The organism is Roseomonas sp. F4 (assembly GCF_053891155.1).
In genome coordinates, this window is the sequence record NZ_JBSSHK010000003.1 from 840770 (window position 1) to 863796 (window position 23027).

The window sequence follows — 23027 nt, forward strand, 5'->3', positions numbered from 1 at the left end:
TTGCCTATCCCGCCACCTTGCGGGCTCAGACACTTTCCCATCGTCCGGTGACCCTCATCGTCCCCTTCACGCCAGGCGCGCCACCCGATGTCGTGGCGCGGATCGTGGCGGAGGGTATGCAACGCCGGCTCGGCAATGCCGTGGTGGTCGAGAACCGGCCTGGCGCCAGCGGCAATATCGGCGCCGATGCCGTGGCGCGCGCCACGCCCGATGGCCACACCTTGCTGGTCCACACCACGACGCTGGTCATGAATGCGAGCCTCTACCGCGCATTGACCTACGATCCGCTGCATTCCTTCGCGCCCATCACGGCCATGGTGGATGTGGACTACGCCCTGGTTCTGCACCCATCCGGCGGTGCTTCATTCGAGGCGTTCCTGGCGCGAGCTCGGGCGCAACCGGGTGTGCTGAATTATGCCTCGCCCGGTGTCGGCACACCGCATCATCTCACGATGGAGCTGTTCAAGCGCGCAGCGGCGGTGGATGTGACGCATGTGCCTTATCGCGGCACCGGTCCGGCGGTGACGGATCTTCTGGCAGGGCAGGTCGCCGCGATGTTCATGCCTGTGAACGCCGCCTTGGAATTGGCCCGGGGCGGCCTGGTGCATACGGTCGCGGTCGCATCCGAGGCACGGCTGTCACTGATGCCGGATGTTCAGACGGTCGCGGAGCTGGGTGTGCCTGGCGTCACGATCAGGGACTGGTTCGCCCTGCTGGCACCCGCCCGCACACCCGCGCCGATCATCGAGCGCCATGCGGAGGTCGCCCGCGCGGTGCTGGCATCGCCCGAAGTCGTGAGAACGCTGACGGCGCAGGGCTTCAACGTGCTGGGCGGCCCGCCGGAGGCGCTTGGCGCCACCATGGCCGCTGACCTGGAGCGTTGGGCCAGCGTGATCCGCAGCGCCAATATCACCACGGATTGACCGGCGCAGCGACCGGCGGCGGGATTCGGCCCGCCGCCCATCGCGTCAGGTCTTGCACCACATGCGCATGAGGTTGTGGTAGCAGGCGGTCAGGCCCAGCACGCTGGGATGGTCGTCCGGAACCGCCATGCGCATCTGGATGATGGACATGTCCATCTCGAACAGCAGCCGGCGCTGCCGATCATCGTCGATCATCGATTGCGTCCAGAAGAACGAGGCCCAGCGGCTTCCCCGCGTCACCGGATTGACGCGGTGCAGACTGGTCGAGGGGTAGACTATCATGTCGCCGGCCGGCAGCTTCACGGACTGCGCGCCATAGGTGTCCTCGATCACCAACTCACCGCCCTCATAGTCTTCCGGCGATGACAGGAACAGCGTGGAGGACACGTCTGTGCGCATGCGGCCGCCGCCGGGCAAAGCGCGGATGGCGTTGTCCACATGCATGTCGAAGGTCATGCCCACATCATACCTGTTGAACATGGGCGGATAGACCCGCAGCGGCAGCACCGCGGAGGCGAAGAGGGGGTTCCTACCCAGCGCCCGCAGAACGACATCACCCAATTCGCGCGCCGCCGCCGAATCCTCCGGCACCTGGAGATTCAGCTTCACCTTGGCGGATTGGTCGCCGGCCGTGACCCTGCCATCCACCCAATCGGCCCGCTCCAGCCTTTGCCGGCACTGCGACACTTCATCCGCCGTCAGCACATTCTGGATATGCACCAGCATCGCATTCCTCCTCGCCGTCTGTGCCTTTTGCGCGACCGGCTCCGTCGCGCGCAAGAGAAAGGGGCTGCGCGGAGCGATCTCCGTGCAGCCCCTTTCCGGTTGGTCGCCCGGCCACGAAGGGCCGGCGCATTCAGAAGCTCGCGGCCACGCTCATGGTGAAGGCGCGGCCGGTGCCCAGGGCGGCGCGGCCGCTGGAGAGCTGGGTGTAGTTGCGCTGATCGGTCAGGTTGTAGCCGTTCACCCGTACCGTTACCTTGTCGTTGATCTGATGCGAGGCGAAGGCATCCAGCGAGAAGGTCTCCGGCACTTCCTGGCTGTTCGCGGCGTTCAGATAGATGCTGCTCGCATAGGTGATGCCGCCACCGATGGTCAGGTTCAACCGGTCGCCGCGGCCGATCTCATAGGCCGTCCACAGCGTGGCGGAATGCTCCGGCACCAGCTGCACATCCTTGCCGACATTGGCGGCGGTCAGCGAGCGCGTCGTCTCGCTGTCCATGAAGCTGTAGCGCGCATTCAGCGTCCAGTTCGGCATGAGCTGGCCGGTGGCGCCGAGATCGACGCCCTGGATCCGCTGGCGGTCGCCGGAGGAGAAGGTGGTGCCGGTCAGCGCATCCGTCTCGGTCGCGTTGTTCTTGGTGATCTGGTAGACGGCCGCGCTCAGGCCGAGCCGCCCGTCAAGGAAGTTGCCGCGCGCGCCGGCCTCGTAGATCTCGTTGCGCTCCGGCTCGAGCCGCGTGTTGTTGGTCGAGGCCTGGCCCGGCTGCGTGGCCCAGTTGGAGCCGGGCGCGAAGGACGACTGCGCGTAGGACACGTAGAAGGTGTAGTCCCGCGTCGGCTCCCAAATGATGGAGGCGCGTGGATCGACGAAGCTGTTATCCGCGTTCAGTTCGGTCTGCGCGATACCCGGGCCGGAGGACTGGTAGTCGGTCTGGAAGCGGTTCCAGCGGACACCGCCGAGCACGGAGAATTCCGGGGTCAGCCACAGCCGCTCGCTCGCGAAGACGCCGACGGCGGTGGTCTGCGCGGCGCGCGTGGCGGTCGCCGCCGTGGAGCGCGTGTAGCCGTAGGAGGTATCATTGTCCGGCGCGAAGAGATTGCCGCGGAAGGCCGTGCGATCGGCGCCGTAGCTGTAGCCGTTGCGCTCGAAGTCCTCGTACCAGCCATCCAGGCCCAGCGTCGTCTCGTGCCGGAACCCGTAGGTGTTGTAGCGCGCCACGGCGGTGGTGACGTTCTGCACGCCCCAGGTGGTGGATTCGTAGGGCGAGCCGGCGCCGCTATAGGTGTATTGCGGCGTGCCGGTGCGGTTGAAGAAGTTGCTTGTGCAGGTCGCGTCGCAGCCGAGGATGCTGTAGCTAAAGAAGCGTTCCTGGTGGCTCGCGCGCGTGTCGTTGTAGATGGTCAGCCAGTCCGTCGCATTGTGCTGCAGCCGCGCGGTGATGCGGTCCAGCGTCGACTGGTCGCGATCCGTCGGCGTGCCGTACCAGTTGCGGCGGCTGACACCATATTCGGTGATCGGCTGGCCGACCGAGCTGCCCGGGCGCGTCAGCACCGGCACGCCTGTGTCGGTCGGCTCGTCATACTCGTAATGCAGGTATTCCAGCGTGAGGATGGTGTTGGTGCCGAGCCCGAAAGCGATGGAGGGTGCGACGCCCCAGCGGCTACCCCAGGGCATGTCGCGGCCCGAGGTGCTCGACTCCTGCCCCATGACGTTGATGCGCATGGCCGAGGTTTCGCTCAGCTGGTAGTTCGCATCCGCTGTGCCGCGGAACATCGGGCCCATGCCGGCCGTCGCCTCGGCATTGAAGAAATTGCCCAGGCGCGGCGTGCGGCTCACCACATTGACGGTGCCGCCAGCCGAACCGGCGCCAAAGGTCTGGCCGGAGGGGCCGAGCAGCGCCTGCACTTCCTCGAAGGTGAAGGCATCACGGCGGAAGGTGCCGAAGTCGCGCAGGCCATCGACATACAGGTCGTTCTGCGCGTTGAAGCCGCGGATGCGAAGCTGGTCACCATTGACGCCACCATTGCCTTCACCAACCGAGGAGGTGATGCCGGGAACGTTGCGCAGCGCCTGCTCCAGCGTCGTCACATTCTGCTGCCGCAGCACTTCCTGCGGCACCACCTGGATGGTCTGGGGGATGCTCTGGATCGGCCCGGAGAGCCGGCCGAGACCGGTTTCGCCCCGCAGCGTGTTCTCGGGCCGGTCGCCGACCACGTTGACCCCCTGCAGCCGCACGGTCGGCGCGCCGGGGTCCGGCTCGGCCTGGGGTTGGGTCTGGGCCACTGCGCCGCCGCCGAGCATCATTCCAGCCGCGAGGCTGGCACCGAAGGCGGTGCTGGATACGATCATGCGCAATGTTGGCTTGGCGGTCATCACTCGTCCCCTGAATCGCGGGGCGCGAATGCACACCCGACGGACAGCCGAGCATTGATGCAACTGAGAGTCACTCTCAAGTACACTTCTTAATACAACCGGCGGGAGCGTCCGCTTTTGACAAGGTGTGACATTCGGGCAACGTGACCCGTCCTCAGATATCGCGCGCCGCCGGCGCTGGCCAAAGCCGTTGTGGACCGATGTCCTGCAGCCTCCGGCACCCCGTCATCGCCATCGCCACCTCGAACTCGCCGCGCAGAATCTGCACCACATGCGCGACGCCGGCCGGCCCCGCCACGGCCAGTCCGAAGACATAGGGCCGTCCCACCATCACCGCGGTCGCGCCGCGCGCCAGCGCCTTCAGCACATCCGTGCCGCGGCGTAGGCCGCCGTCGACCAGCAGGGGCACGCGCCCGCGGACGGCCTCGGCGATCATCGGCAGGACATCGATGGTCGCGGGCAGCGAATCCAGCACCCGCCCACCGTGGTTGGACACCACGATGCCATCCGCACCTTCGCGGATCGCACGCTCCGCATCCTCGGGCGCGGTGATGCCCTTGACCAGAAGCGGCAGCCGCGTGGCGGCCCGCAGCCATGCGAAATCCTGCCAGCGCGCGGCGCTGTCGATGAAGCCGTCGAACACCAGGCTCTGCCCCAGCCCGGCCTGGGGCATCGGTCCCGGCCGGGCGCCGCGCAGGTGGATCGGCTCCCCCAGCAAAGCGGGCGTGACGCCGGCGCGCTGTTCCCGGTTGCGGAAGCCGCTCAATGGCGCATCGGCGGTGACGACGATGGCACGCGCGCCGGCACGTTCGGCCCTGGCGAGGAGCGCCAGCGTGAAATCGCGATCATGCTGGATATAAAGCTGGAACCAGAAGGGACCCCGCACCGCCGCCGCGATCTCCTCGACCGCGCAATCCGCCTCCGTGCTCACCACCATCAAGGCCTGCGCGCCGGCCGCGCCCACCGCGGTGGCGATCTCCGCCTGGGGACAGGCCAGCCGCTGATGCGCGACGGGGGCCAGCAGAATCGGATGCGCGAGGCGGTCCCCGAACAACTCCAGATCCGTGCCGCCGCCGCGCAGATCGGCCCAGACCCGGCCTTGAAGCTGGATCGCGTCATAGGCCGCGTGGTTGCGCCGCAGGGTCAGCTCATCCGCCGCGCCACCGGCGATATAGGCCCAGGCCGCCTCCGTCAGCCGCGTCCGGGCATGGCGCTCGTAATCGGCGAGGCAGACGGCATCCGCGGGAATCTCGAAGGCGGCGGACATGACGTATCCTTAATGCCGGCGTTTCCGGCAGCGCGACGGGGCCGGCGGCTTTGTGCTTGCCGCGCGCGAGAACTGCAAGTAGCACGCATAATCATTCGCATCTGATCGGTGAGCGCCGCGTGGATACCCACCTTCTTCCGCTGCTGGCGCGACAGGAGGCCGAGATGACGGCCATCCGTCACGACCTGCACCGCCATCCCGAACTCGGCTTCCAGGAAAGCCGCACGGCCGCGCTGGTCGCGGCGAAGTTGCGCGGTTGGGGGATCGCGGTGACAGAGGCCATCGCCCGCACCGGCGTGGTCGGCACGCTGCGCGGCCGGCGCGGCCCCGGCGGCGCCATCGCGCTGCGGGCCGATATGGACGCCCTGCCGATTCAGGAGGCGACCGGCGCCGCCTATGCCTCCGCCACGCCGGGCGTGATGCATGCCTGCGGCCATGACGGCCACACCACCATGCTGCTGGGCGCCGCCCGCCACCTGGCCGAGCATCCGAATTTCCACGGCACCGTGCACTTCATCTTCCAGCCGGCGGAGGAAGGCCTCGCCGGTGGCCGGCTGATGGTGGAGGAGGGTCTGTTCGACCGCTTCCCGGCCGACGCGGTCTTCGGCCTGCACAACGAGCCAGGGCTGGCGCTGGGCCGCTTCGGTCTGCGGTCCGGGCCGATGCTGGCCAATGTCGATGGTTGGTCCGTGCGCTTCCAAGGCAGTGGTGGCCATGGCGCCGTGCCGCATCGCGCCACGGACCCGACCCAGCCCATGGCGCAGTTCATCGGCACCTTGCAGAGCGTGATCGGCCGCAACATCCCGGCCGGCCAGACCGCGGTGCTGAGCGTCGGCCATGTCGCCGGCGGCGATGCGCGCGCGCCGAATGTGATCCCCGCCGAGGTCTTTATCTCCGGCACCGGCCGTTCCTTCCTGCCCGGGGCGCGGGAGGTGATGGAACGCCGGCTGCGGGAACTCGCCGCGGGCTGCGCCATGGCGCATGGCTGCGTGGCGGAGGTCACCTACCAGCACGGCTACCCGGCCCTGGTGAACACGCCGGAGGAGGTGCGGCTCGCCGCCCGCGCCGCCGCGGCGGTGGTGGGACGGGATGCGGTGGATGATGACTATCCACCGATCACCGCCGGCGAGGATTTTGCTTACATGCTTCAGCAAAGGCCTGGCGCCTTTATGCTGGCCGGCAACGGTCTTGCGGCTGATGGCAGCTACCACCACGTCCACACGCCGCATTTCGATTTCAATGATGGCCTGCTAACGGTCGGTGCGGCCTATTGGGTCAGCTTGGTGGACCACGCGCTGGGTGACGCGGCGGCGGCCGCAGGGTGATGAGCCCTCCGGCGGAGGCGGCCTTGGCGCCGCGCGATCCGGTGCTGCTGGCGCTGATGGCGGCGGTGTTTTCCGGCAGCGTGGCGATGATGGCCTTCGTGGCGCTGGTCGGCCCGGTGGCGCGGCTTGCGGGGCTGGCGCCCTGGCAGGCCGGGCTGGCGGTCACCGCCTCCGGCGTCGCCTGGATGCTCGGGGCGCGACCCTGGGGCCTGGCGAGCGACCGCCATGGCCGCCGCCCGGTGCTGCTGGCCGGCGCCATGGGCTTCACCCTGGCCTATTGGGTGCTCTGCCTTCTCATTCTGGCCCTGCTGTACTGGGAGGTGCCGGCGGCGCTCGCCTTCCTCGGCCTGATGCTCTGCCGCGGTCTGGTAGGCGGCGCCTATGCCGCGATTCCCGCCGCCGGCATGGCCCTGATCGCCGACCGCACCCCGCCGGCAGGGCGTGCGCAGGCCATGGCCAGGCTTGGCACCGGCAGCGCCGCGGGGTTGGTCGCCGGGCCGGCCCTGGCGGCCCTGCTGGTGCCCTACGGCCTCGGCATGCCCCTGGTCGTGACCGCCGCGCTGCCGCTGCTGGCCTGTCTCGCGCTCTGGTGGAAGCTGCCGGCGACGCCGCCCCGGCCGAGTCCGGCGCGGCGGCGGCTGAAACTGACCGATGACCGGCTGCGGCCCTCGCTCGCCATCGGCTTCACGGCCATGTTCAGCGTCTCCATCGCCCAGGTCAGCATCGGCTTCTACGCCATGGACCGGCTGGGCCTGCCGCCGGATGCGGCGGCGCGCGTCGCGGGCCTGGCGCTGACGCTGGTGGGTGTCGGGCTGGTGCTGTCGCAATCCGCCGCGGCGCGCTGGACGATCCGGCCGGACCGGATGGTCCGGTACGGCACGTTCGTGGCGGCGCTGGGCTTCGGAAGCGTCGTGCTCGCCGACCAGGGCTGGATGCTGGCCGCCTGCTACTTCGTCGCCGCGCTGGGCATGGGCTGGGTCTTCCCGGGGTTTTCCGCGATGACGTCCAACGCCGTCGAGGCAAGCGAGCAGGGCGCGGCGGCCGGGGCGGCGGGTGCGGCGCAGGGGCTGGGCATGGTGGTCGGGCCGGTGGTGGGGTCGCTGCTCTATGCGGTGACGCCGGCACTGCCCTATGCGCTGGCGAGCGGGCTGCTGCTGGCCGCCTCGCTGATGGTGTGGCGGCTGCGCCCGGCCCTGACGCAGGCGCCCGGGCATCCGGGCTGATCCACGGGCCGGGTCACGCTTGTCGCCGCCCTTTGTGAGCGCTAATGAGGATCATTCGCAGTTGAGCCCCGGCTCCGCGGGGCTTCTGGTCGGCCTGCTCGCCTTGCCGCAGATAGAACGGACATCTGCCTTGCTCCCACTTCGACAGGTCTGGCCCGCCGAGGCCGCCGCCCGGTACCGCGCCGCGGGCCACTGGCGCGGCGAGACCCTGCCGGGCTTCCTGCGCCAGCGCGCGGCCGAACGGCCGGAGGCGCTGGCCGTCATCGGCGGCGACCAGCGCTGGAGCTATGCCGAGCTCTGGGCACGGGCGGGCAGGGCGGCCGCCGGCTTCCTCGCCAGCGGCCTGCGCCCTGGGGACCGCGTGGTGGTCCAGCTCGGCAATATCCCCGAATTCTTCGCCGCCATCTTCGGCCTGTTCCGCGCCCATCTCGTGCCGGTCTATGCCCTGCCCGGCCATCGCCTGACCGAGATCACTCACTTTGTCCGTAAGGCGGAGGCCGCCGGCTATATCTGCGCCGATCGCGGCCCGGATGGCTTTGACTATCGCGCTTTGGCGCGCCAGGCGCGGGAGGCGGAGCCCGGCCTGCGGCATGTCTTCGTGGTGGGCGAGGCCGAGGAGTTTACCTCCTTTGCTGAACTGGATGGCGATGTTGCCGCGCTGCCCGGCGATCCCGATCCGGCCTCCGTCGCCTTCCTGCAAATCTCCGGCGGCACGACGGGCCTGTCAAAACTGATTCCGCGTACCCATGACGACTACATCTACAGCTTCCGCGCCAGCAACGAGATCTGCGGCGTCACCGCCGACAGCGCCCTGATGGTGGCGCTGCCCGCCGCGCACAACTTCCCGATGAGCTCGCCCGGCCATCTTGGCGCGCTGCATGCCGGCGCCCGCGTGGTGCTCAGCCCATCGCCGAGCCCGGAGGTCGCCTTCCCGCTGATCGCGCGGGAGCGGGTGACGATCACCGGCCTGGTGCCGCCGCTGGCGCTGCTCTGGGCCGAGGCCGCCACGGCCACGCCGCACGACCTTTCGAGCCTCCAGGTGCTTCTGGTCGGCGGCGCCAAGCTGACCACGGAAGCGGCGCGGCGGGTGGTGGAGGCGCTGCCGCGCTGCCAGCTGCAGCAGGTTTTCGGCATGGCCGAGGGCCTGGTGAACTACACCCGCCTCGACGACCCGCCGGAGCTGGTGCTGACGACCCAGGGCCGCCCGATCAGCCCGGATGACGAGGTGCTGATCCTGGACGACCAGGGACATCCGGTGCCGGAGGGCCAGCCCGGCAACCTGCTGGCGCGCGGCCCCTACACCATCCGCGCCTACCACAACGAGGAGGCCGCCAATGCGCGGTCCTTCACGCCGGATGGCTACTACCGCACCGGCGACATCGTCAGCCGCACGCCTGAGGGCTACCTCATCGTGCAGGGCCGCGCCGGGGACCACATCAACCGGGCGGGCGAGAAGATCTCGGCCGAGGAGATCGAGGACCACCTGCTGGCGCATCCCAGTGTCTTCGATGCCGCCGTGGTCTCCATCCCCGACCCCTATCTCGGTGAGCGCAGCTGCGCCTTCATCATCGCGCGTGGCGAAAGACCGAAGGCGGCGGCGATCCGCGGCTGGATGCGCCAGCGCCAGATCGCCGACTTCAAGGTGCCGGACCAAGTCGTGCTGGTGGAGAGCTTCGAGACCACCGCCGTCGGCAAGATCAGCCGCAAGGAGCTGCGCGCCCGGCTACGCGCGCGGCTGCTCGCGGACGAGCCTGAAATCTAGAGCGGAGGCCCACTGCCATGGCCGCGGAAGCAACCTCGCCGATGACGCGCGACCGTATGCGCGCCGACCTCGCCCGCGTGCTGCGGATGCCGCCGGAGGAGATCGGCGACGAGGACGAGCTGATCGACCTCGGCCTCGATTCGATGCGCGCCATGGCGCTGCTGACGCGCTGGGCGGAGGCGGGCGCGCCGCTGGAACTCGCCGCGGTGGCGGAGAAGGTGACGCTCGGCGCCTGGTGGGCCCTGGCCGAACGCGCGCTGGCCAGCCGCCGCGATGCTTGACGGCGCCATGCCCGGCGCGGCGCTGACCGAGGCGCAGGAAGGCCTTTGGTATGCGCAGCGCCTCGACCCCGGCAACCCGCTGTTCAACACCGGCCATTACCTGGAGCTGCGCGGGCCGCTCGATGTCGAAGCTTTCCGCGCGGCGGTGGATGGCATGTTGGGGGAGGCCGATGCGCTGTCCTTCCGCATCACGGATGGGCCCGATGGCGTCACCCAGCGTCCGGACACGGCGCTGCGGCCTGTGCTGCAACTGGTCGATTGCACCGACGAGGCGGATCCGCTGGAGGCGGCGCGCGCGGCCATGGCGCGGGATATGGGCACGCCGGTGGATCCAGCACGCGGGCCGTTGGCGGCCGAGATGCTGTTCCGCCTCTCGCCGCAGCATCATCTCTGGTACCACCGCGCGCATCACTTGGTGCTGGACGGCTTTGGCACGGAGCTGCTGATGCGGCGCGTCGGCGCGCTCTATGCGGCGCGTATTTCGGGCCGCGATCCCGGCCCGCCGCTCTCGCCCTTCGCGGCGGTGCTGGCGGAGGATGCCGAGTACCGCACCTCGCCACGCCGCGTGCGCGACGCCGCCCATTGGCGCGCGGCCATGGCCGATGCGCCGGAAGTCACCGGCATCGGCCAGGGCGTCGCACTGACCGCGCGCGCCGTGCATCGCGTGCGGGCCGCGATTCCGCCGGAAGCCGCCGCCGCGCTGCGCCGCTTCGTCGCCGCGCATGACCTGGCCTGGCCGGATGTCATGACGGCGCTGCTCGGCGCCTATATCCGGCGGCTGACCGGGGAGACGGAATCGAGCATCGGCATCACCTTCATGAACCGCTTCGGCAGCGCCGCGGCGCGGGTGCCGGCCACGCTGATGAACGTGCTGCCGCTGCGCATCCGCTTCGACGAGGCGCGCCCGCTGCAGGAGGGGGTGGAGGATGTCGCGGCGCAGCTTGCCGCGCTGCGCCGGCACGGCCGCTATCGCGGCGAACAGCTGCGCCGCGATCTGGGGCGCGTGGGTGCCGGAAGGCGCCTGCATGGGCCGATCGTCAATATCCAGCCCTATCACGCCTTGCCCGATTTTCCGGGGCTGACGGCCAGCCTGCATCTGCTCGGCACCGGCCCGGTGGATGACATCACCTTCGACCTGCGCGGCGACCCTGCGGCCCAGGCGCTGCAGCTGGAGGTGGAGGCCAACCCGGCCCTGCATGGCGCCGAGGCGACGCAGGCGCATGCGACCCGCGCCGCCCACTTCATCGCCGCCGCGCTGGAGGCTGGCAGCCTGGTCGCCCTGCCCACTGCGACGCCAGATGAGGCTTTTAACTTCGTACATACTGTGAACGCCACCGCGCATCCCGTGCCTGACACGACGCTGGTCGGCCTGATCGAGGCGACGCTCGCGGCACAGCCGATGGCGGAGGCGCTGATCTTCGAAGGTCGCGCCATGACCTATGGCGAGCTCGACCGGCGCAGCGCTGCGCTGGCCGGCGCGCTGGCCGCGCGCGGCATCGGACCCGGCGATGTTGTCGCGGTCGCGCTGGAGCGGTCCTTCGAGCTGATCGTCGCGCTGCTTGGCACGATCCGGTCCGGCGCCGCCTATCTGCCGCTTGATGCGACGCATCCGCCCGCACGCATCGCCCGCATCCTGGCGACCGCCGCCCCGCGCCTGACGCTGGCGGAGGCGTCGCTGGCCGGCGGCAGCGCGGTGCTGCCGCCCGCCGAATGGCCGGGGGAGGGAAGCGCCCCCAAGGGGCCGGCGCCCGACGATGCGGCTTATGTGATCTACACTTCCGGCTCCACCGGGGAGCCAAAGGGTGCGGTGATCGAGCATCGCGCCATCGTCAACCGGCTGGAATGGATGCGCGTGCAATATGGCATCGGCCCTGGTGATCGCGTCCTGCAAAAAACACCGGCCACCTTCGACGTCTCGGTCTGGGAGTTCTTCCTGCCGCTGATCGCCGGCGCGCCGATGGTGATCGCCGCCCCCGGCGCGCATCGCGACCCGGCGGCGATCGCCCGGCTGATCCGCGAGCAGCGCGTGACCACTGCGCATTTCGTGCCTGCCATGCTGGCCGCCTTCCTCGCCCATTCCGCAGCTGCCGGCCTGGCGATGACGCGCGTCTTCTGCTCGGGGGAGGCGTTGACGCCCGAGCTGCGCGACCGCTTCCACGCCACGATGTCGGCGCAACTGCACAACCTCTACGGCCCCACCGAGGCGGCCGTGGATGTCAGCCACTGGGACGCCTCGCGTGGCGACCGCAGCGACCCGATGCCGATCGGGCGGCCGGTCTGGAACACGCGGCTTTATGTGCTCGACCATGCGCTGCGCCCGCTGCCACCCGGCGTCACGGGCGATCTGTTCATCGCGGGCGTGCAGCTTGCGCGCGGCTATCTGGGTCTGCCGGAGCGCACCGCGCAGGCCTTCATCCCGGACCCTTTTGTACCCGGCGCGCGGATGTACCGCACGGGCGACCTCGCACGCTTCCGGCCGGAAGGTGCGATCCTGTATCTCGGCCGGAAGGACGGCCAGGTGAAGCTGCGGGGCCAGCGCATCGAACTGGGTGAGATCGAAGCCGCCATCGCCGGCTTCCCTGGCGTGCGGCAGAACCGCGTGATCGCGCGGGAGGATCGGCCCGGCGACAAGCGGCTGGTTGCCTATCTGGTGCCCGGTCCCGATTACGACGCCGCCGCGCTGCGCAACCATGTCGCGGCGCGCCTGCCGGACTACATGCTGCCCTCGGCCTTCGTGACGCTGGAGGCGCTGCCGGTGAATGCCAGCGGCAAGCTGGACCAGGCGGCCCTGCCGCGGCCCGACCACGCACCGGGTGCGGGACGTGCGCCAGCGACCGGGACCGAGCGCCGTGTCGCCGCGCTGTTCGCCCAGGTGCTGGGCGTGGCGACGGTCGGCGCGGAGGATGACTTCTTCGCCCTCGGCGGCCATTCGCTGCTGGCGGTGGAGCTGATGCAGGGCGTCCAGCGGGATTTTGGCCGCGATCCCGGGCTGGGCGCGCTGTTCGAGTATCCAACGGTCGGTCGCCTGGCCGCGCTGCTCGATTCCACCGCCTTGCCGCCGCCTGATGACGGGCTGCGGCCACTGATCGTGCTGGGGCGTGGCGCGGCGGAGTGCGCGCCGATCTTCACGGTGCATCCGGCCGGCGGCATTGCCTGGTGCTATGGCGGGCTGGCGCGCGTGCTGGCGCCGGAGCGCACCGTCTATGGCCTGCAATCGCCGGCGCTCGATCCAGCTATCGCCCCCAAGGAAAGCCTGGAGGCCTTGGCGGCTGACTATGCCGATCGCGCGCTGGCCGCCGCTGGGTCAGGCCCGGTACATCTGCTCGGCTGGTCGGTGGGCGGGCTGATCGCCCAGGCGATGGCGGTGCGGCTGCGCGAGCTCGGCCGTGAGGTCGGCCTGCTCGCCATGCTCGATGCCTATCCGTCGGACACCTGGCGCGCCTCGCCGGAGCCTGACGATGCGGCGATCTATGGCGCGCTGCTGAACATTGCCGGCCATGATCCCACGCTGCACCCCGAGCTGCGGATGGAGCGGGGCGCGGTGATCGAGTTCCTGCGCCGCGGCGGCATGCCGCTCGGCCGGCTGCCGGAAGCGGCGCTGGATGGCGTGGTGCGCGTGGTGGAGGGCAATAACCGCCTGGTGCGGGTGCATCGGCATCGCCGCTACGACGGCACCATCCTGCACTTCCGCGCCGCGCGCGACCATGTCGGACGGGCGATCTCGCCGGAGATGTGGGCGCCCTATGCGACGCGGCTGGATGTGGTGGAGGTGCCGGCGCTGCACTCGGCGATGCTGGGCGAGGCTGCTATGGCGGTGATCGTGCCCGTGCTGCGGGCGCGGCTGGCGCGCGGGCAGGGGGTTTCAGGATGACGGTGCAGTGGCGCGATACGCCGGAACGCTATGGCTTGGTCTCGCGGCTGCTGCACTGGCTGATGGCGGTGATCCTGCTGTGGCAGTTCACCGGCATGATCCTGCGACTGATCCTCGGCCGCACCCCGCTGATGGGCTTTTGGGTTGGCACGCATCAGTCGATCGGCACGGTGCTGCTGGCGCTGATCCTGCTGCGGCTGGCCTGGGCCTGGAGCAATCGCCGGCGGCGGCCTGCGCCGACGCGGAATCTCGCGGGGCGTGCGGCACGGATGGGCCATGCGGCGCTGTATGGGCTGATGGCGGTCATCCCGGCGCTCGGCCTGCTGCGCGCCTTCGGCAGTGGCAGGGGCTATGCCTTCTTCGGCCACCAGCTGGTGCCGCGCACCGGCCAGCGCATCGAATGGATGGCGGCGCCGGCGGACCTGCTGCACAGCAAGCTCGCCTGGTTGCTGCTGGCGCTGATCCTCGGCCATGTGGTGATGGCGCTGCTGCACCATTTCGTCTGGCGGGACGGCCTGCTGCTGCGGATGGCAGGCCGGGCGCGACGGGTGCCCTGAGCCCCGCCGCGACCGCCTGGACTATCTCAGAGGCGGATGATGCTCACCGTGTCGCCATTGGGATCCTCGACCGCTACCGGCTGCGGCGGCGGGGCGGCCGGCGCCTGACCCGCGGCGGGGCGTGGACCGCGCGGCTGGGCGCGCGCCTTGTTCGAGACATAGGCGAGGCCGCTGCTGGGATCGACGGTGACCGTGTTCGGATGCGTGCCGGTGGCAAGGCTCGCCACCACGGCCATCGTCCGCGTATCGACCAGGCTCACCGTGCCGGCGCCGCGATTTGCGACGTAGCAGATGCCGCCATCGGCGGAGAGGGTGACGCCGAGGGCGCCGGCGCCCGTCTCGATGGACTTCACCACCTCGCCCGAGGCGGCATTCAACACCGTCAGCGTGCCGCTGCGCTGGTTGGCGCAGAACAGCCGGCCGCTGGCCGGGTCGAAGGCGATGTTGACCGTTCCCTCGCCGCCAGAGGCAAAACGCCGGATGCCCGCATTGCGCGACAGGCTCACCTCAACAACCTCGTTGGCGGTCAGCGCCGTGGCGAACAGGCGGTCATTGGCCGCATCGAAGGCCAGGCCGGTGATGCCTCCCTCAAGACCCTCGGTGATGACGTTCGCGATCCGGTCGCCGGCGGTGTCGACCACCCAGATGGCGCTGGGCCGATCGCGCGCACCGAAGGAGGTGGCGAAGGCGCGGTCGCGCGCCACATCCGCCACGACCTGGCGCAGATGCGACGATTCGCCCTGCGTCAGCTTCGCACGGACGCTGCCGCTGCGGATGTCGATGATTTTGAAGGCGCCGGAGCGCGTGCCGGTGGCGAAGAGAAGGCCGCGGCGATCATTCGTCGTCAGGCCGAAGGCCGCATCCTCGCCCAACGAGATGACCGAACGGACCGCCAGGCTGCGGGCGTCGAGCCCGAGGATCTTCGCGTCATTCGCGCCGCGCGCCCCGACGGCGGCAACATGCACCAGGCCGCTGGTGCTGCTGAAGGCCAATTCGTAAAGGCCATCGCCGACTTTGGCCGAGGTTTCCACGACCGGCGCCGCGCGCAGCGTACCGGGGCGCAGAACGGCAAGGCTGGCGCCGGCGCCGAGCAGTCCGAGAAACTGCCGGCGCGAAGGCGCCGTCGCGGCGATGGTTCTGTTGCGCATGGGGGCCGTTCCTGAAAAGCGGGTGGTGTCTTGTGATAATGACTCGCATTATCATCCGTGCCCGGTGCCATGCAATGCCCCACCACCCTGGCGGATCGAACCCAAGACCCGGGATGCGACAGGCAACCTAGTCCCCATGTTGCTCCGGTCCGGCCTCGCGGATAGGTTCCCGCGCCGTGAAACGTCCACTCCGCCCCTTGCTCTGCCTGTTCGTCGCCGTTCTGCTCATGCAGACCCTGGTGGCGCCCGCGCATTGCTTTCTGCGAATGGCGGCCTCCGCTGGCTGGGACGTGCTCATCTGCTCGCCGGAGGGGATGCGCAGCGTCCATATCGGGTCGGATGGCCAGGAAATTCCCAGCCACCCGATGGCACCCGGCTTCTGCGCCGCCTGCCACGCCTTGCCGGAAGCGATCTTGCCGGAGGCGCCGGCTGTTCCCGCCCCGGCCTGGTTCGCCAGCGCAGTGGATTACCGACCGGCAGCGGACCATCGGCTGCTGCCCCCGGCACGCGCGCCGCCCTACGCGCCCACGGGTCCACCACAGCTCTCCTGAGGTCGTCCGCTCGGTGGACGACCGGTTGTCGCTCGCCGTTTCGACGCCACAGGATGAGGTCCTGATCCAATGTCGCATATCCACTCCGGGCCGCGTTTCGCGGCCGCGGTGACGCTTGCCGTCGCCGCATCGCCCGCCTTTGCCCAAACCGCTTCGCCCACCGCCGACGTCACCCTGCCACAGATGCTGGTGACCGCCCCAAGGGTCGCCGGCAGCAACACGCGCCCCTCCGATGAGGAAGCGATCGCCCGTGCGCGGGAAGTGCCTGGCAATGTCTCGGTCGTCCCCGCCACCGAGTTCCGCGACCAGGCCGGCGTCACCACGATTCGCGACATGCTGCGCTATACGCCCGGCGTCTTCGCCGAGCCGAAATGGGGCGAGGACAGCCGCATCTCGATCCGCGGCTCCAGCCTGTCGCGCAATTTCCACCTGCGCGGCATCCGCCTGTATCAGGATGGCGTGCCGGTGAACCAGGCCGATGGCAGCGGCGATTTCCAGGAGCTGGACCCGCTGACATTTCAGCGCGTCGAGGTCTATCGCGGCGCCAATGCCTTCACCCTCGGCGCCAATACGCTGGGCGGGGCGATCAACTTCCTCACCCCCACGGGCCGCACGGCGCCCGGCGGCGTGGTGCGGCTGGAAGCGGGTTCGGACGGCTTCGCGCGTTCCCAGACCTCCTACGGCTATGCCCATGGCCCGCTCGATGCCTGGGCCAGCATCAGCGGGTTGACGCAGGAAGGCTATCGCGACCACAGTGCGGGCCGCTCCATTCGCTTCAACGGCAATACCGGCTACCAATGGTCGGGCCAGGCGGAGACGCGCTTCTTCGCCGCCTATAACAACATCTGGCAGCAGATCCCGGGATCCGTCAGCCGCGATGCGGCGCTGAACCGCCCACGCGGCGCCGCGGCCGGCAATCTGCGCCTCGACTACCAGCGCAATATCGAAAGCACGCGGCTGGGCACCGTCACGGCCATCCGGCCGCAGCAGGGCGTGCTGATCGAAGTCGGCGGCGGCTATGTGCGGCGCGAGCTGGACCATCCGATCTTCCAGTACCTCGACAACACCTCCGACGACATCTCCGCCTTCGCTCGCACGACGCTGGAGGGTACGGTCGGCGGCTTTGCCAACCGGCTGACCTTCGGGGTCAATGCCTCCATCGGCCGGATGCTGAACAACCGCTTCGTCAACAATGCGGGCCATGCCGGCGCGATGACCTATTCCTCGGTCGATCGCGCGACCAATCTCGACACCTATTTCGAGAATGCGCTGACCGTCGCGCCGGGGCTGTCGCTGATCGCCGGCGCCTCGATGGGCACCTCGCGCCGCATCAGCCGGGACGAATTCCTGAGCGATGGGGACCAGTCCGGCAGCGGCACCTGGTCCTGGGTCAATCCGCGGGTCGGCTTTCTGTGGCAGGCAACGCCGGAAGCGCAGCTGTTCGGCAACCTGTCCTGGGCGACGGAGCCGCCGACCTTCAGCGACCTGATTGCGCTGGTGCCGCAGGGCGGCTTCTCCCGCCTCAATGCGCAGCGCAGCACCACGGCCGAGATCGGCACGCGCGGCCAGCGTGGCGATCTGGGCTGGGAGCTGACGCTATACCGGTCCTGGATCCGCGACGAGATCCAGCTTTTCACCCTGCCCAGCGGCGCGTCCTTCGCCCTGAATGCGGACCGCACGGTGCATCAGGGTGTGGAGGCGGCAGGAAGCTGGACCTTCGCCCGCGACATGGTCGCGGCGGGTGACGGCCTGACCTTCCGCCAGGCCTATACTTTCAGCGACTACCGCTTCGACGGCGACGCGACCTATGGCAACAACGAACTGCCCGGGGCGCCGCGCCATCTGCTGCGGGCGGAGCTGCGCTATCGCCACCCCTCGGGCGGCTGGATCGCGCCGAATGTGGATTGGGTGCCGCATGCCTTCTACGTGGACAATGCGAATACGACGAAGACCAGCGCCTATGTCCTGACCGGCCTGCGGGCGGGCTGGGACTTCGGCAATGGCGTTTCGGCCTTTGTCGAGGGCCGCAACCTGGCCGATACCCGCTACATCTCCTCCGCCTCCGTCGCCACGCGCGCGACGACGGCGAGTGAGCTGTTCGAGCCGGGGCAGGGTCGCTCCGTCTATGGCGGCATGCAGTTCCGGTTCTGAGAAAAGCGGCCTGGAACGGCATTCCCCCGTCGTGAAGTCGCGGCGGGGGCGAACGGTACCGGGCCGATCGACACGAGGTTCGTCAGGGACGTCGCAATCTTGGGCCGAGGGGCGATCCAAGCAGTCAAATCCACCGCTTTCTGCGGATTGCCCGCTGCCGGCGCTGTCCCCTGCCAACTCAAGGCAAAGCCGGCAGCAGATGTTGGTGGAGCTGGCGCAGCGCGAGAACCTGTCCATCTGCCAGCTTGCGCGAAGCGACACCACCGCGCATGGCCCCGAGCCAAGCAGGCCGAGTCAAAATGATGGCAATGTCGCATTGCAAGCGTCGCCTGACGCTCATCCGTGATAGACAGGAAGCCGTTGCAGATCACTTCGAGCCGCCGAAGCGGACCAGTCTTGGCGCCAGCGTGACGCGAACCACGTCGCCGGAGCGCCAGGTGCTGGCTAAGGCCGCGGGCACGGGTGGACCCGTGGCGGGACCGGAGCGCCCGGCCTTGCTCAACTCGGGCGCGACGAGGACGCGATCAACCTGCCAAGGCCTCATGCATGATCGAGAGCGATTGATGGACGCCATTCAGACGGAGCGGTTGATCCTGAGGAACTTCAGGAAGGCGGATGCTGCCGGTCTGCTGGCATATCTCCACGAGCCAAGGGCGGGCTGCTTTCTGTCCGAGCGGCTCGAGGATATGGCAGCAGCGGAAGCGGAAGCGGAACGGCGTGCCGCAAGCGACCAGCATGTCGCGGTCGGCCTGAAGGGCAGTGAAACGTTGATCGGTGACCTGTTCTGCTTCTTCGAGGAACCGGATACCTACAGCGTCGGCTGGAACTTCAGTGCGGATTTCGGGGGCAAGGGATTTGCCCTGGAAGCCGCGCGGGCACTGTTCACGCATCTCTTCGAGACGAGGCAGGCACGACGCCTTTATGCCTATGCGGAAGAAGACAACGCACCATCATGGCGGCTCTGCGAGAAGCTTGGCATGAGAAGGGAAGGCGCTTTCATCGAGTTCATCTCCTTCGGACCCGACGAGAAGGGCGAGCCCATCTACGAGAACACCCTTCAATACGCCGTCCTGCGCAAGGAATGGAATCGCTCCGCCTGCCAGCAACACGCGCGATAGCACCAAGGGCGCATCAATCGCCGGGCAGCGAAGCGACAGCCGCGGCGACCGAGGCGACGAAGCGCTCGATCCAGCCCATCTGGTCACCCGTGCGCCAGGCATAGGCGCTGAAGGAGAAATCGATCGCGGGTTCGAAGGCGTGGCTCACGCCGCCGGCCGCCTCATGGGCCCGGGCCGTCATCGGGTCGACGATGGCGCAGCCGAAGCCGGCCTGGACGAGTTGCGCCGCCGAGAAGGCCTGCATCGTCTCGATCGCGACGTGAAAGGCCACGCCGAACCGGGCGAAGGCCTGCTCGGTTTCCACCCGCATCACGGAATGGGCCGCTAACGCGACCATGGCCTCCCCTGCCAGCAACTCCGGCGTCAACGCCCGGCTGGCATCCGCAAGGCGGTGTGCGGCCGGGAGGATAACCCGCCCGCGCATCGGGAAGGTAGCGACCTGCCTGCCGATCTCGGGCGCGGGGGCGATGGAGGCGAAGGCCAGGTCGCAGCGCCGCTGGGCGAGCATGCTCAAGGCCTGCTGCGACGGCACGATGTGCAGATGGACAACCGGGGCGCCGCGCAAGGCCTGGAATCCTCTCAGCACCTCCGGCAGGAGCGTATTGCCCAAGGCCGGGATGGTGGCGACCGAAAGCACTTCCGAATGGCGCGTGCGGATCCGCTCCGCCGTGTCGATCACGCGCGCCAGACCGAGGAAAGACCGTTCGACCTCGTCATGGAGTTCGATGCCTTCACTTGTCGCTGTCAGGCGCGTGCCGCGCCGGTCGAACAGCCGCAGGCCCAGACCCGCTTCGAGATCCGCCAGAAGTCGGCTCACCGAAGGCTGCGAGATGTTCAACATCCCGGCCGCCCGCGTGACGCTGCCGCTTTGCATCACGGCGCGGAAGGCTTCGACCATTCGATGGGTGACCATCAGTAGCGCCCGTCTTTCATAGTATTTTTGCATGGATAGGCGAAGAAATACGATTGGACACTATCTGAAATCCACCGTGATGATTGCGAGGTGGTGCCAAGGCGTCGAGCGCCCGGCGGTCCTTCGCAGGAGATCAGGTTCAGTGCCCATCTACAGGAGAAGCCTGCTGGCCGCGGCCAGCGCGAGCCTGCCCATTGCGGCCCTGGCCCAGTCTGGCGGGGCGGGACCGCTCCGGCTCGTCGTGCCCTTCGCGCCGGGTGGTTCGGTTGATGTGCTGGCCCGCCTGATGGCGCCGCATCTCAGCGAGCGGTTGCACCAGGAGGTGGTGGTGGAGAATCGCACCGGTGCGGCTGGCCTGATCGCGGCGGAGAATGTGGTGCAATCCCCGGCGAATGGGACCAGCCTGCTGGTCGCCTCGGGCGGGCAGGTCACGATCGCGGCGGCGCTGGCGCAGAATCTCAGCTTCGATCCGCTGCGCGACCTGGTGCCGGTCACGCATCTGGTGGACGCACCCTACATCTTCTCCGCAGGTCCCTCGCTGCGCCAGCCGGGGCTGAACGAGATGATCGCCGACACCAGGGCGCGGCCGCGCAGTATCACCTACGCCTCGCCGGGCATCGGCTCGGTCACGCATCTGATGATGGAGATCCTCAACCAGGAAACCGGCGCCGGCTTCCTGCACGTCCCCTATCGCGGCACCGGCCAGGCCATGGCGGATCTGATGTCCGGCCGTGTCGACATGACGCTGGGCTCCGTCGCGTCGGTGAAGCCGGCGCTGGATCGTCGCGAATTGCGCGCCATCGCCGCGGCGGGTCCTGCGCGTCTGGCGCAGTTCCCGGATGTGCCGACGACGACGGAACTGGGCATTCCGGGCATGGACGTGCGCGTGTGGATCGGGCTCGTCACCCGTGTCGGCACGCCGGCCCCGGTCATCGCACGGGTGGATGAGGCGGTACGCGCGGTCATGGCGCTGCCGGCGCTGCGTGCGCGGCTGGAACCGCTGATCCTCGTCCCTGTGGGCGAGGGGCCAGCCGCCTTCGGGGCGACGCTGGCGGAGGATGCAGCGCGTTGGAAGCGTGTCATCACGCGCGGGAACATCACCCTGAACTGACGCACGGCGGGCGCCCGCCGCAAGGACGACACGCATGGATACCGAAGCAACCATCGCCACGCTGCGGCGCTACGACACGCCCACCGTCTGGAATGCCCTGACCAAGCTGCGCGGCCACCGCATCGAGGGGCTGACCTTCGGTCGGCCAATCGCGAGCGATCCCACCATGCGCATGGTGGGCTATGCGGTGACGGCACGTATGACTTCCGACCAGCCCGCGCCGCTGACCCAGGCCGAAAAGGACGAGATCCGCTTCGGCTACTACCGCATGGTGGGCAATGGTCCGGCGTCGCGCATCGTGGTGATGCAGGATGTCGGCGAGAGCCCCGGTCTCGGGGCGATCTGGGGGGAGGTGCATGCGGCGATCCATCGCGGCCTCGGCTGCGCGGGCGTCATCACCAACGGCGCGGTGCGCGACCTCGATTCGCTGGACGGCTTTCCGATCCTCGTTGGCAGCATCTGCCTCGGCAATGGCTTCACGCAGATCCGCGGCTTCGGGGAGCCGGTGACCGTTTTCGGCCTCACCGTGCATCCGGGCGACCTGATCCATGCCGACCGACATGGCGCGATGATCGTGCCGCCGGAGCATGTCGCGGCACTTCCCGGCGCGATCGAGGCCCTGCTCGCGAATGAACAGGCGATGATCCACGCCACAAGGGCGCCCGGCTTCGATGCCGAGGCGCTCATCTCCCTCTGGCAGAAGTCCCACTGATGAAGATCCTGGTCATCGATCCCCTCTACGACACCGTGCCCGATGTGGAGGAAGCAGCGGCCGGCCAAGGCGTCGAGCTGATCTACCGTCGCTCGGTGCAGGGCACGCTGCCGGATCCCGGCGATTATGCCGATGCGGATGCGGTGCTGAATTGCCGCAGCGCGCACCGCCTTCCTGCCGAGATCATCGCCAAGCTCGACCGCTGCCGTTGCATTGCGCAGGGCGGCGTCGGCTATGGCCATGTCGACCTCAAGGCGGCCGGTGAGCGTGGCATTCCGGTGATCAACACGCCGGACTATGGCACGACGGAGGTCGCGGACCACGCGGTCGCCTTGTCACTCGCGCTGCTGCGCGGCATCCAGGCCTATGATCGCCGCTTGCGGCGATCCAATGACAGTTGGGATGCCAGGCTGCTGAAGACGGTGAAGCGGCTAGGCGACGTGCGGGTGGGGCTGGTGGGGCTCGGCCGCATCGGCACCGCTGCCGCGCGCCGCTTCGAGGCCTTTGGCATGAAGGTCGGCTACTACGATCCACATCTGCCGGTCGGGCACCAGCTCTCCTTCGGCTGGGAACGGTTTGACACGCTGGATGCGCTGCTCGCGCGCAGCGACCTGCTCAGCATCCACTGCCTGCTGAATGAGGAGACGCGCAGGATGGTTGATGCGCGCGCGCTGGCCCTGCTGCCCAAGGGTGCGGTGCTGGTGAATACGGCGCGTGGCGGCATCATGGATTTCGGCGCCGTGGCCGATGCGCTGCGGAACGACCACCTCGCCGCCGCCGGGCTCGATGTCTTCGAGGAGGAACCGCTCGACCGCGAGGACCCCCTCATCAAGGCCTGGGCCGCTGGCGAGGAATGGCTGGATGAGCGGCTGATCCTCACCCCACATTCGGCCTTCTACAGCACGGCGAGCATCCTCGATATCCGTCGCCTGTCGATGACCTATCTGGTCGATTATCTGCGCAGTGGCCGCCTGCGCACCTGCGTGAATGCGCAGTACCTCGTCCATCCGCGGTGAG

General features: G+C 68.9%; 18 protein-coding genes. 13 read left to right on the forward strand and 5 right to left on the reverse strand.

The features are described 5' to 3' along the window. Window positions 1-47 precede the first annotated feature (47 nt). Window positions 48-923 (forward strand): Bug family tripartite tricarboxylate transporter substrate binding protein, encoded by an 876-nt coding sequence (locus ACVFYP_RS16260; protein ID WP_499201231.1) that lies wholly within the window; start codon window positions 48-50, stop codon window positions 921-923. A gap of 45 nt (window positions 924-968) precedes the next feature. Here ACVFYP_RS16260 and ACVFYP_RS16265 read toward each other — a convergent pair whose 3' ends face one another. The 3 genes from ACVFYP_RS16265 to ACVFYP_RS16275 form a co-directional block, all read right to left on the reverse strand. Then, window positions 969-1649, reverse strand: a complete 681-nt coding sequence (locus tag ACVFYP_RS16265; protein WP_499201232.1) for a Fe2+-dependent dioxygenase — start codon at window positions 1647-1649, stop codon at window positions 969-971. 130 nt (window positions 1650-1779) lie between these two features. Continuing rightward, on the reverse strand, window positions 1780-4020 hold the full coding sequence (locus ACVFYP_RS16270; protein ID WP_499201233.1) for a TonB-dependent receptor: 2241 nt from the start codon (window positions 4018-4020) through the stop codon (window positions 1780-1782). Between the two features lie 154 nt (window positions 4021-4174). Next, complete coding sequence (locus ACVFYP_RS16275; RefSeq protein WP_499201234.1) at window positions 4175-5287, reverse strand: alpha-hydroxy acid oxidase; 1113 nt, start codon at window positions 5285-5287, stop codon at window positions 4175-4177. Between the two features lie 164 nt (window positions 5288-5451). Here ACVFYP_RS16275 and ACVFYP_RS16280 point away from each other — a divergent pair, with 164 nt between their 5' ends. From ACVFYP_RS16280 to ACVFYP_RS16305, 6 genes are all read left to right on the forward strand, one after another. Further along, window positions 5452-6612, forward strand: coding sequence for a M20 aminoacylase family protein (locus ACVFYP_RS16280; protein ID WP_499201235.1), 1161 nt, complete (start codon window positions 5452-5454; stop codon window positions 6610-6612). Further along, complete coding sequence (locus ACVFYP_RS16285; protein WP_499201236.1) at window positions 6612-7835, forward strand: MFS transporter; 1224 nt, start codon at window positions 6612-6614, stop codon at window positions 7833-7835. The genes ACVFYP_RS16280 and ACVFYP_RS16285 overlap by 1 nt, the downstream gene beginning before the upstream one ends. 130 nt (window positions 7836-7965) lie before the next feature. Then, window positions 7966-9597, forward strand: coding sequence for a (2,3-dihydroxybenzoyl)adenylate synthase (locus tag ACVFYP_RS16290; RefSeq protein WP_499201237.1), 1632 nt, complete (start codon window positions 7966-7968; stop codon window positions 9595-9597). A gap of 17 nt (window positions 9598-9614) precedes the next feature. Next, window positions 9615-9878, forward strand: coding sequence for a phosphopantetheine-binding protein (locus ACVFYP_RS16295; RefSeq protein ID WP_499201238.1), 264 nt, complete (start codon window positions 9615-9617; stop codon window positions 9876-9878). Beyond that, window positions 9871-13749, forward strand: a complete 3879-nt coding sequence (locus ACVFYP_RS16300; RefSeq protein WP_499201239.1) for an amino acid adenylation domain-containing protein — start codon at window positions 9871-9873, stop codon at window positions 13747-13749. The genes ACVFYP_RS16295 and ACVFYP_RS16300 overlap by 8 nt, the downstream gene beginning before the upstream one ends. Further along, complete coding sequence (locus ACVFYP_RS16305) at window positions 13746-14306, forward strand: cytochrome b (RefSeq protein ID WP_499201240.1); 561 nt, start codon at window positions 13746-13748, stop codon at window positions 14304-14306. Before ACVFYP_RS16300 ends, ACVFYP_RS16305 begins: the two co-directional genes overlap by 4 nt. Window positions 14307-14332: 26 nt before the next feature. Here ACVFYP_RS16305 and ACVFYP_RS16310 read toward each other — a convergent pair whose 3' ends face one another. Continuing rightward, entirely contained in the window at window positions 14333-15454 is a 1122-nt protein-coding gene (locus ACVFYP_RS16310; protein WP_499201241.1) for a YncE family protein, read from the reverse strand. A gap of 176 nt (window positions 15455-15630) precedes the next feature. Between ACVFYP_RS16310 and ACVFYP_RS16315 the strand changes: the two genes are divergently transcribed. From ACVFYP_RS16315 to ACVFYP_RS16325, 3 genes are all read left to right on the forward strand, one after another. Further along, entirely contained in the window at window positions 15631-16005 is a 375-nt protein-coding gene (locus ACVFYP_RS16315) for a hypothetical protein (protein WP_499201242.1), read from the forward strand. A gap of 69 nt (window positions 16006-16074) precedes the next feature. Further along, entirely contained in the window at window positions 16075-18156 is a 2082-nt protein-coding gene (locus ACVFYP_RS16320; RefSeq protein ID WP_499201243.1) for a TonB-dependent receptor family protein, read from the forward strand. Window positions 18157-18455: 299 nt separating this feature from the next. Next, entirely contained in the window at window positions 18456-19274 is an 819-nt protein-coding gene (locus tag ACVFYP_RS16325; RefSeq protein ID WP_499201244.1) for a GNAT family N-acetyltransferase, read from the forward strand. 13 nt (window positions 19275-19287) lie between these two features. Here the strand turns inward: ACVFYP_RS16325 and ACVFYP_RS16330 are convergent, their stop codons facing one another. Next, window positions 19288-20172 carry a LysR substrate-binding domain-containing protein gene (locus tag ACVFYP_RS16330; protein WP_499201245.1) on the reverse strand — a complete coding sequence of 295 codons (885 nt, stop codon included), beginning with the start codon at window positions 20170-20172 and terminating at the stop codon, window positions 19288-19290. Window positions 20173-20329: 157 nt separating this feature from the next. Between ACVFYP_RS16330 and ACVFYP_RS16335 the strand changes: the two genes are divergently transcribed. Genes ACVFYP_RS16335 through ACVFYP_RS16345 form a run of 3 tightly spaced genes read left to right on the forward strand, consistent with a single transcriptional unit; the run spans window position 20330 to window position 23026 of the window. After that, the gene (locus ACVFYP_RS16335; protein ID WP_499201246.1) at window positions 20330-21298 is read left to right on the forward strand and encodes a Bug family tripartite tricarboxylate transporter substrate binding protein; all 969 of its coding nucleotides are present in this window, start codon (window positions 20330-20332) and stop codon (window positions 21296-21298) included. 34 nt (window positions 21299-21332) lie between these two features. Beyond that, on the forward strand, window positions 21333-22010 hold the full coding sequence (locus ACVFYP_RS16340) for an RraA family protein (RefSeq protein WP_499201247.1): 678 nt from the start codon (window positions 21333-21335) through the stop codon (window positions 22008-22010). Further along, window positions 22010-23026, forward strand: coding sequence for a C-terminal binding protein (locus ACVFYP_RS16345; RefSeq protein WP_499201248.1), 1017 nt, complete (start codon window positions 22010-22012; stop codon window positions 23024-23026). The genes ACVFYP_RS16340 and ACVFYP_RS16345 overlap by 1 nt, the downstream gene beginning before the upstream one ends. Window position 23027 lies beyond the last annotated feature (1 nt).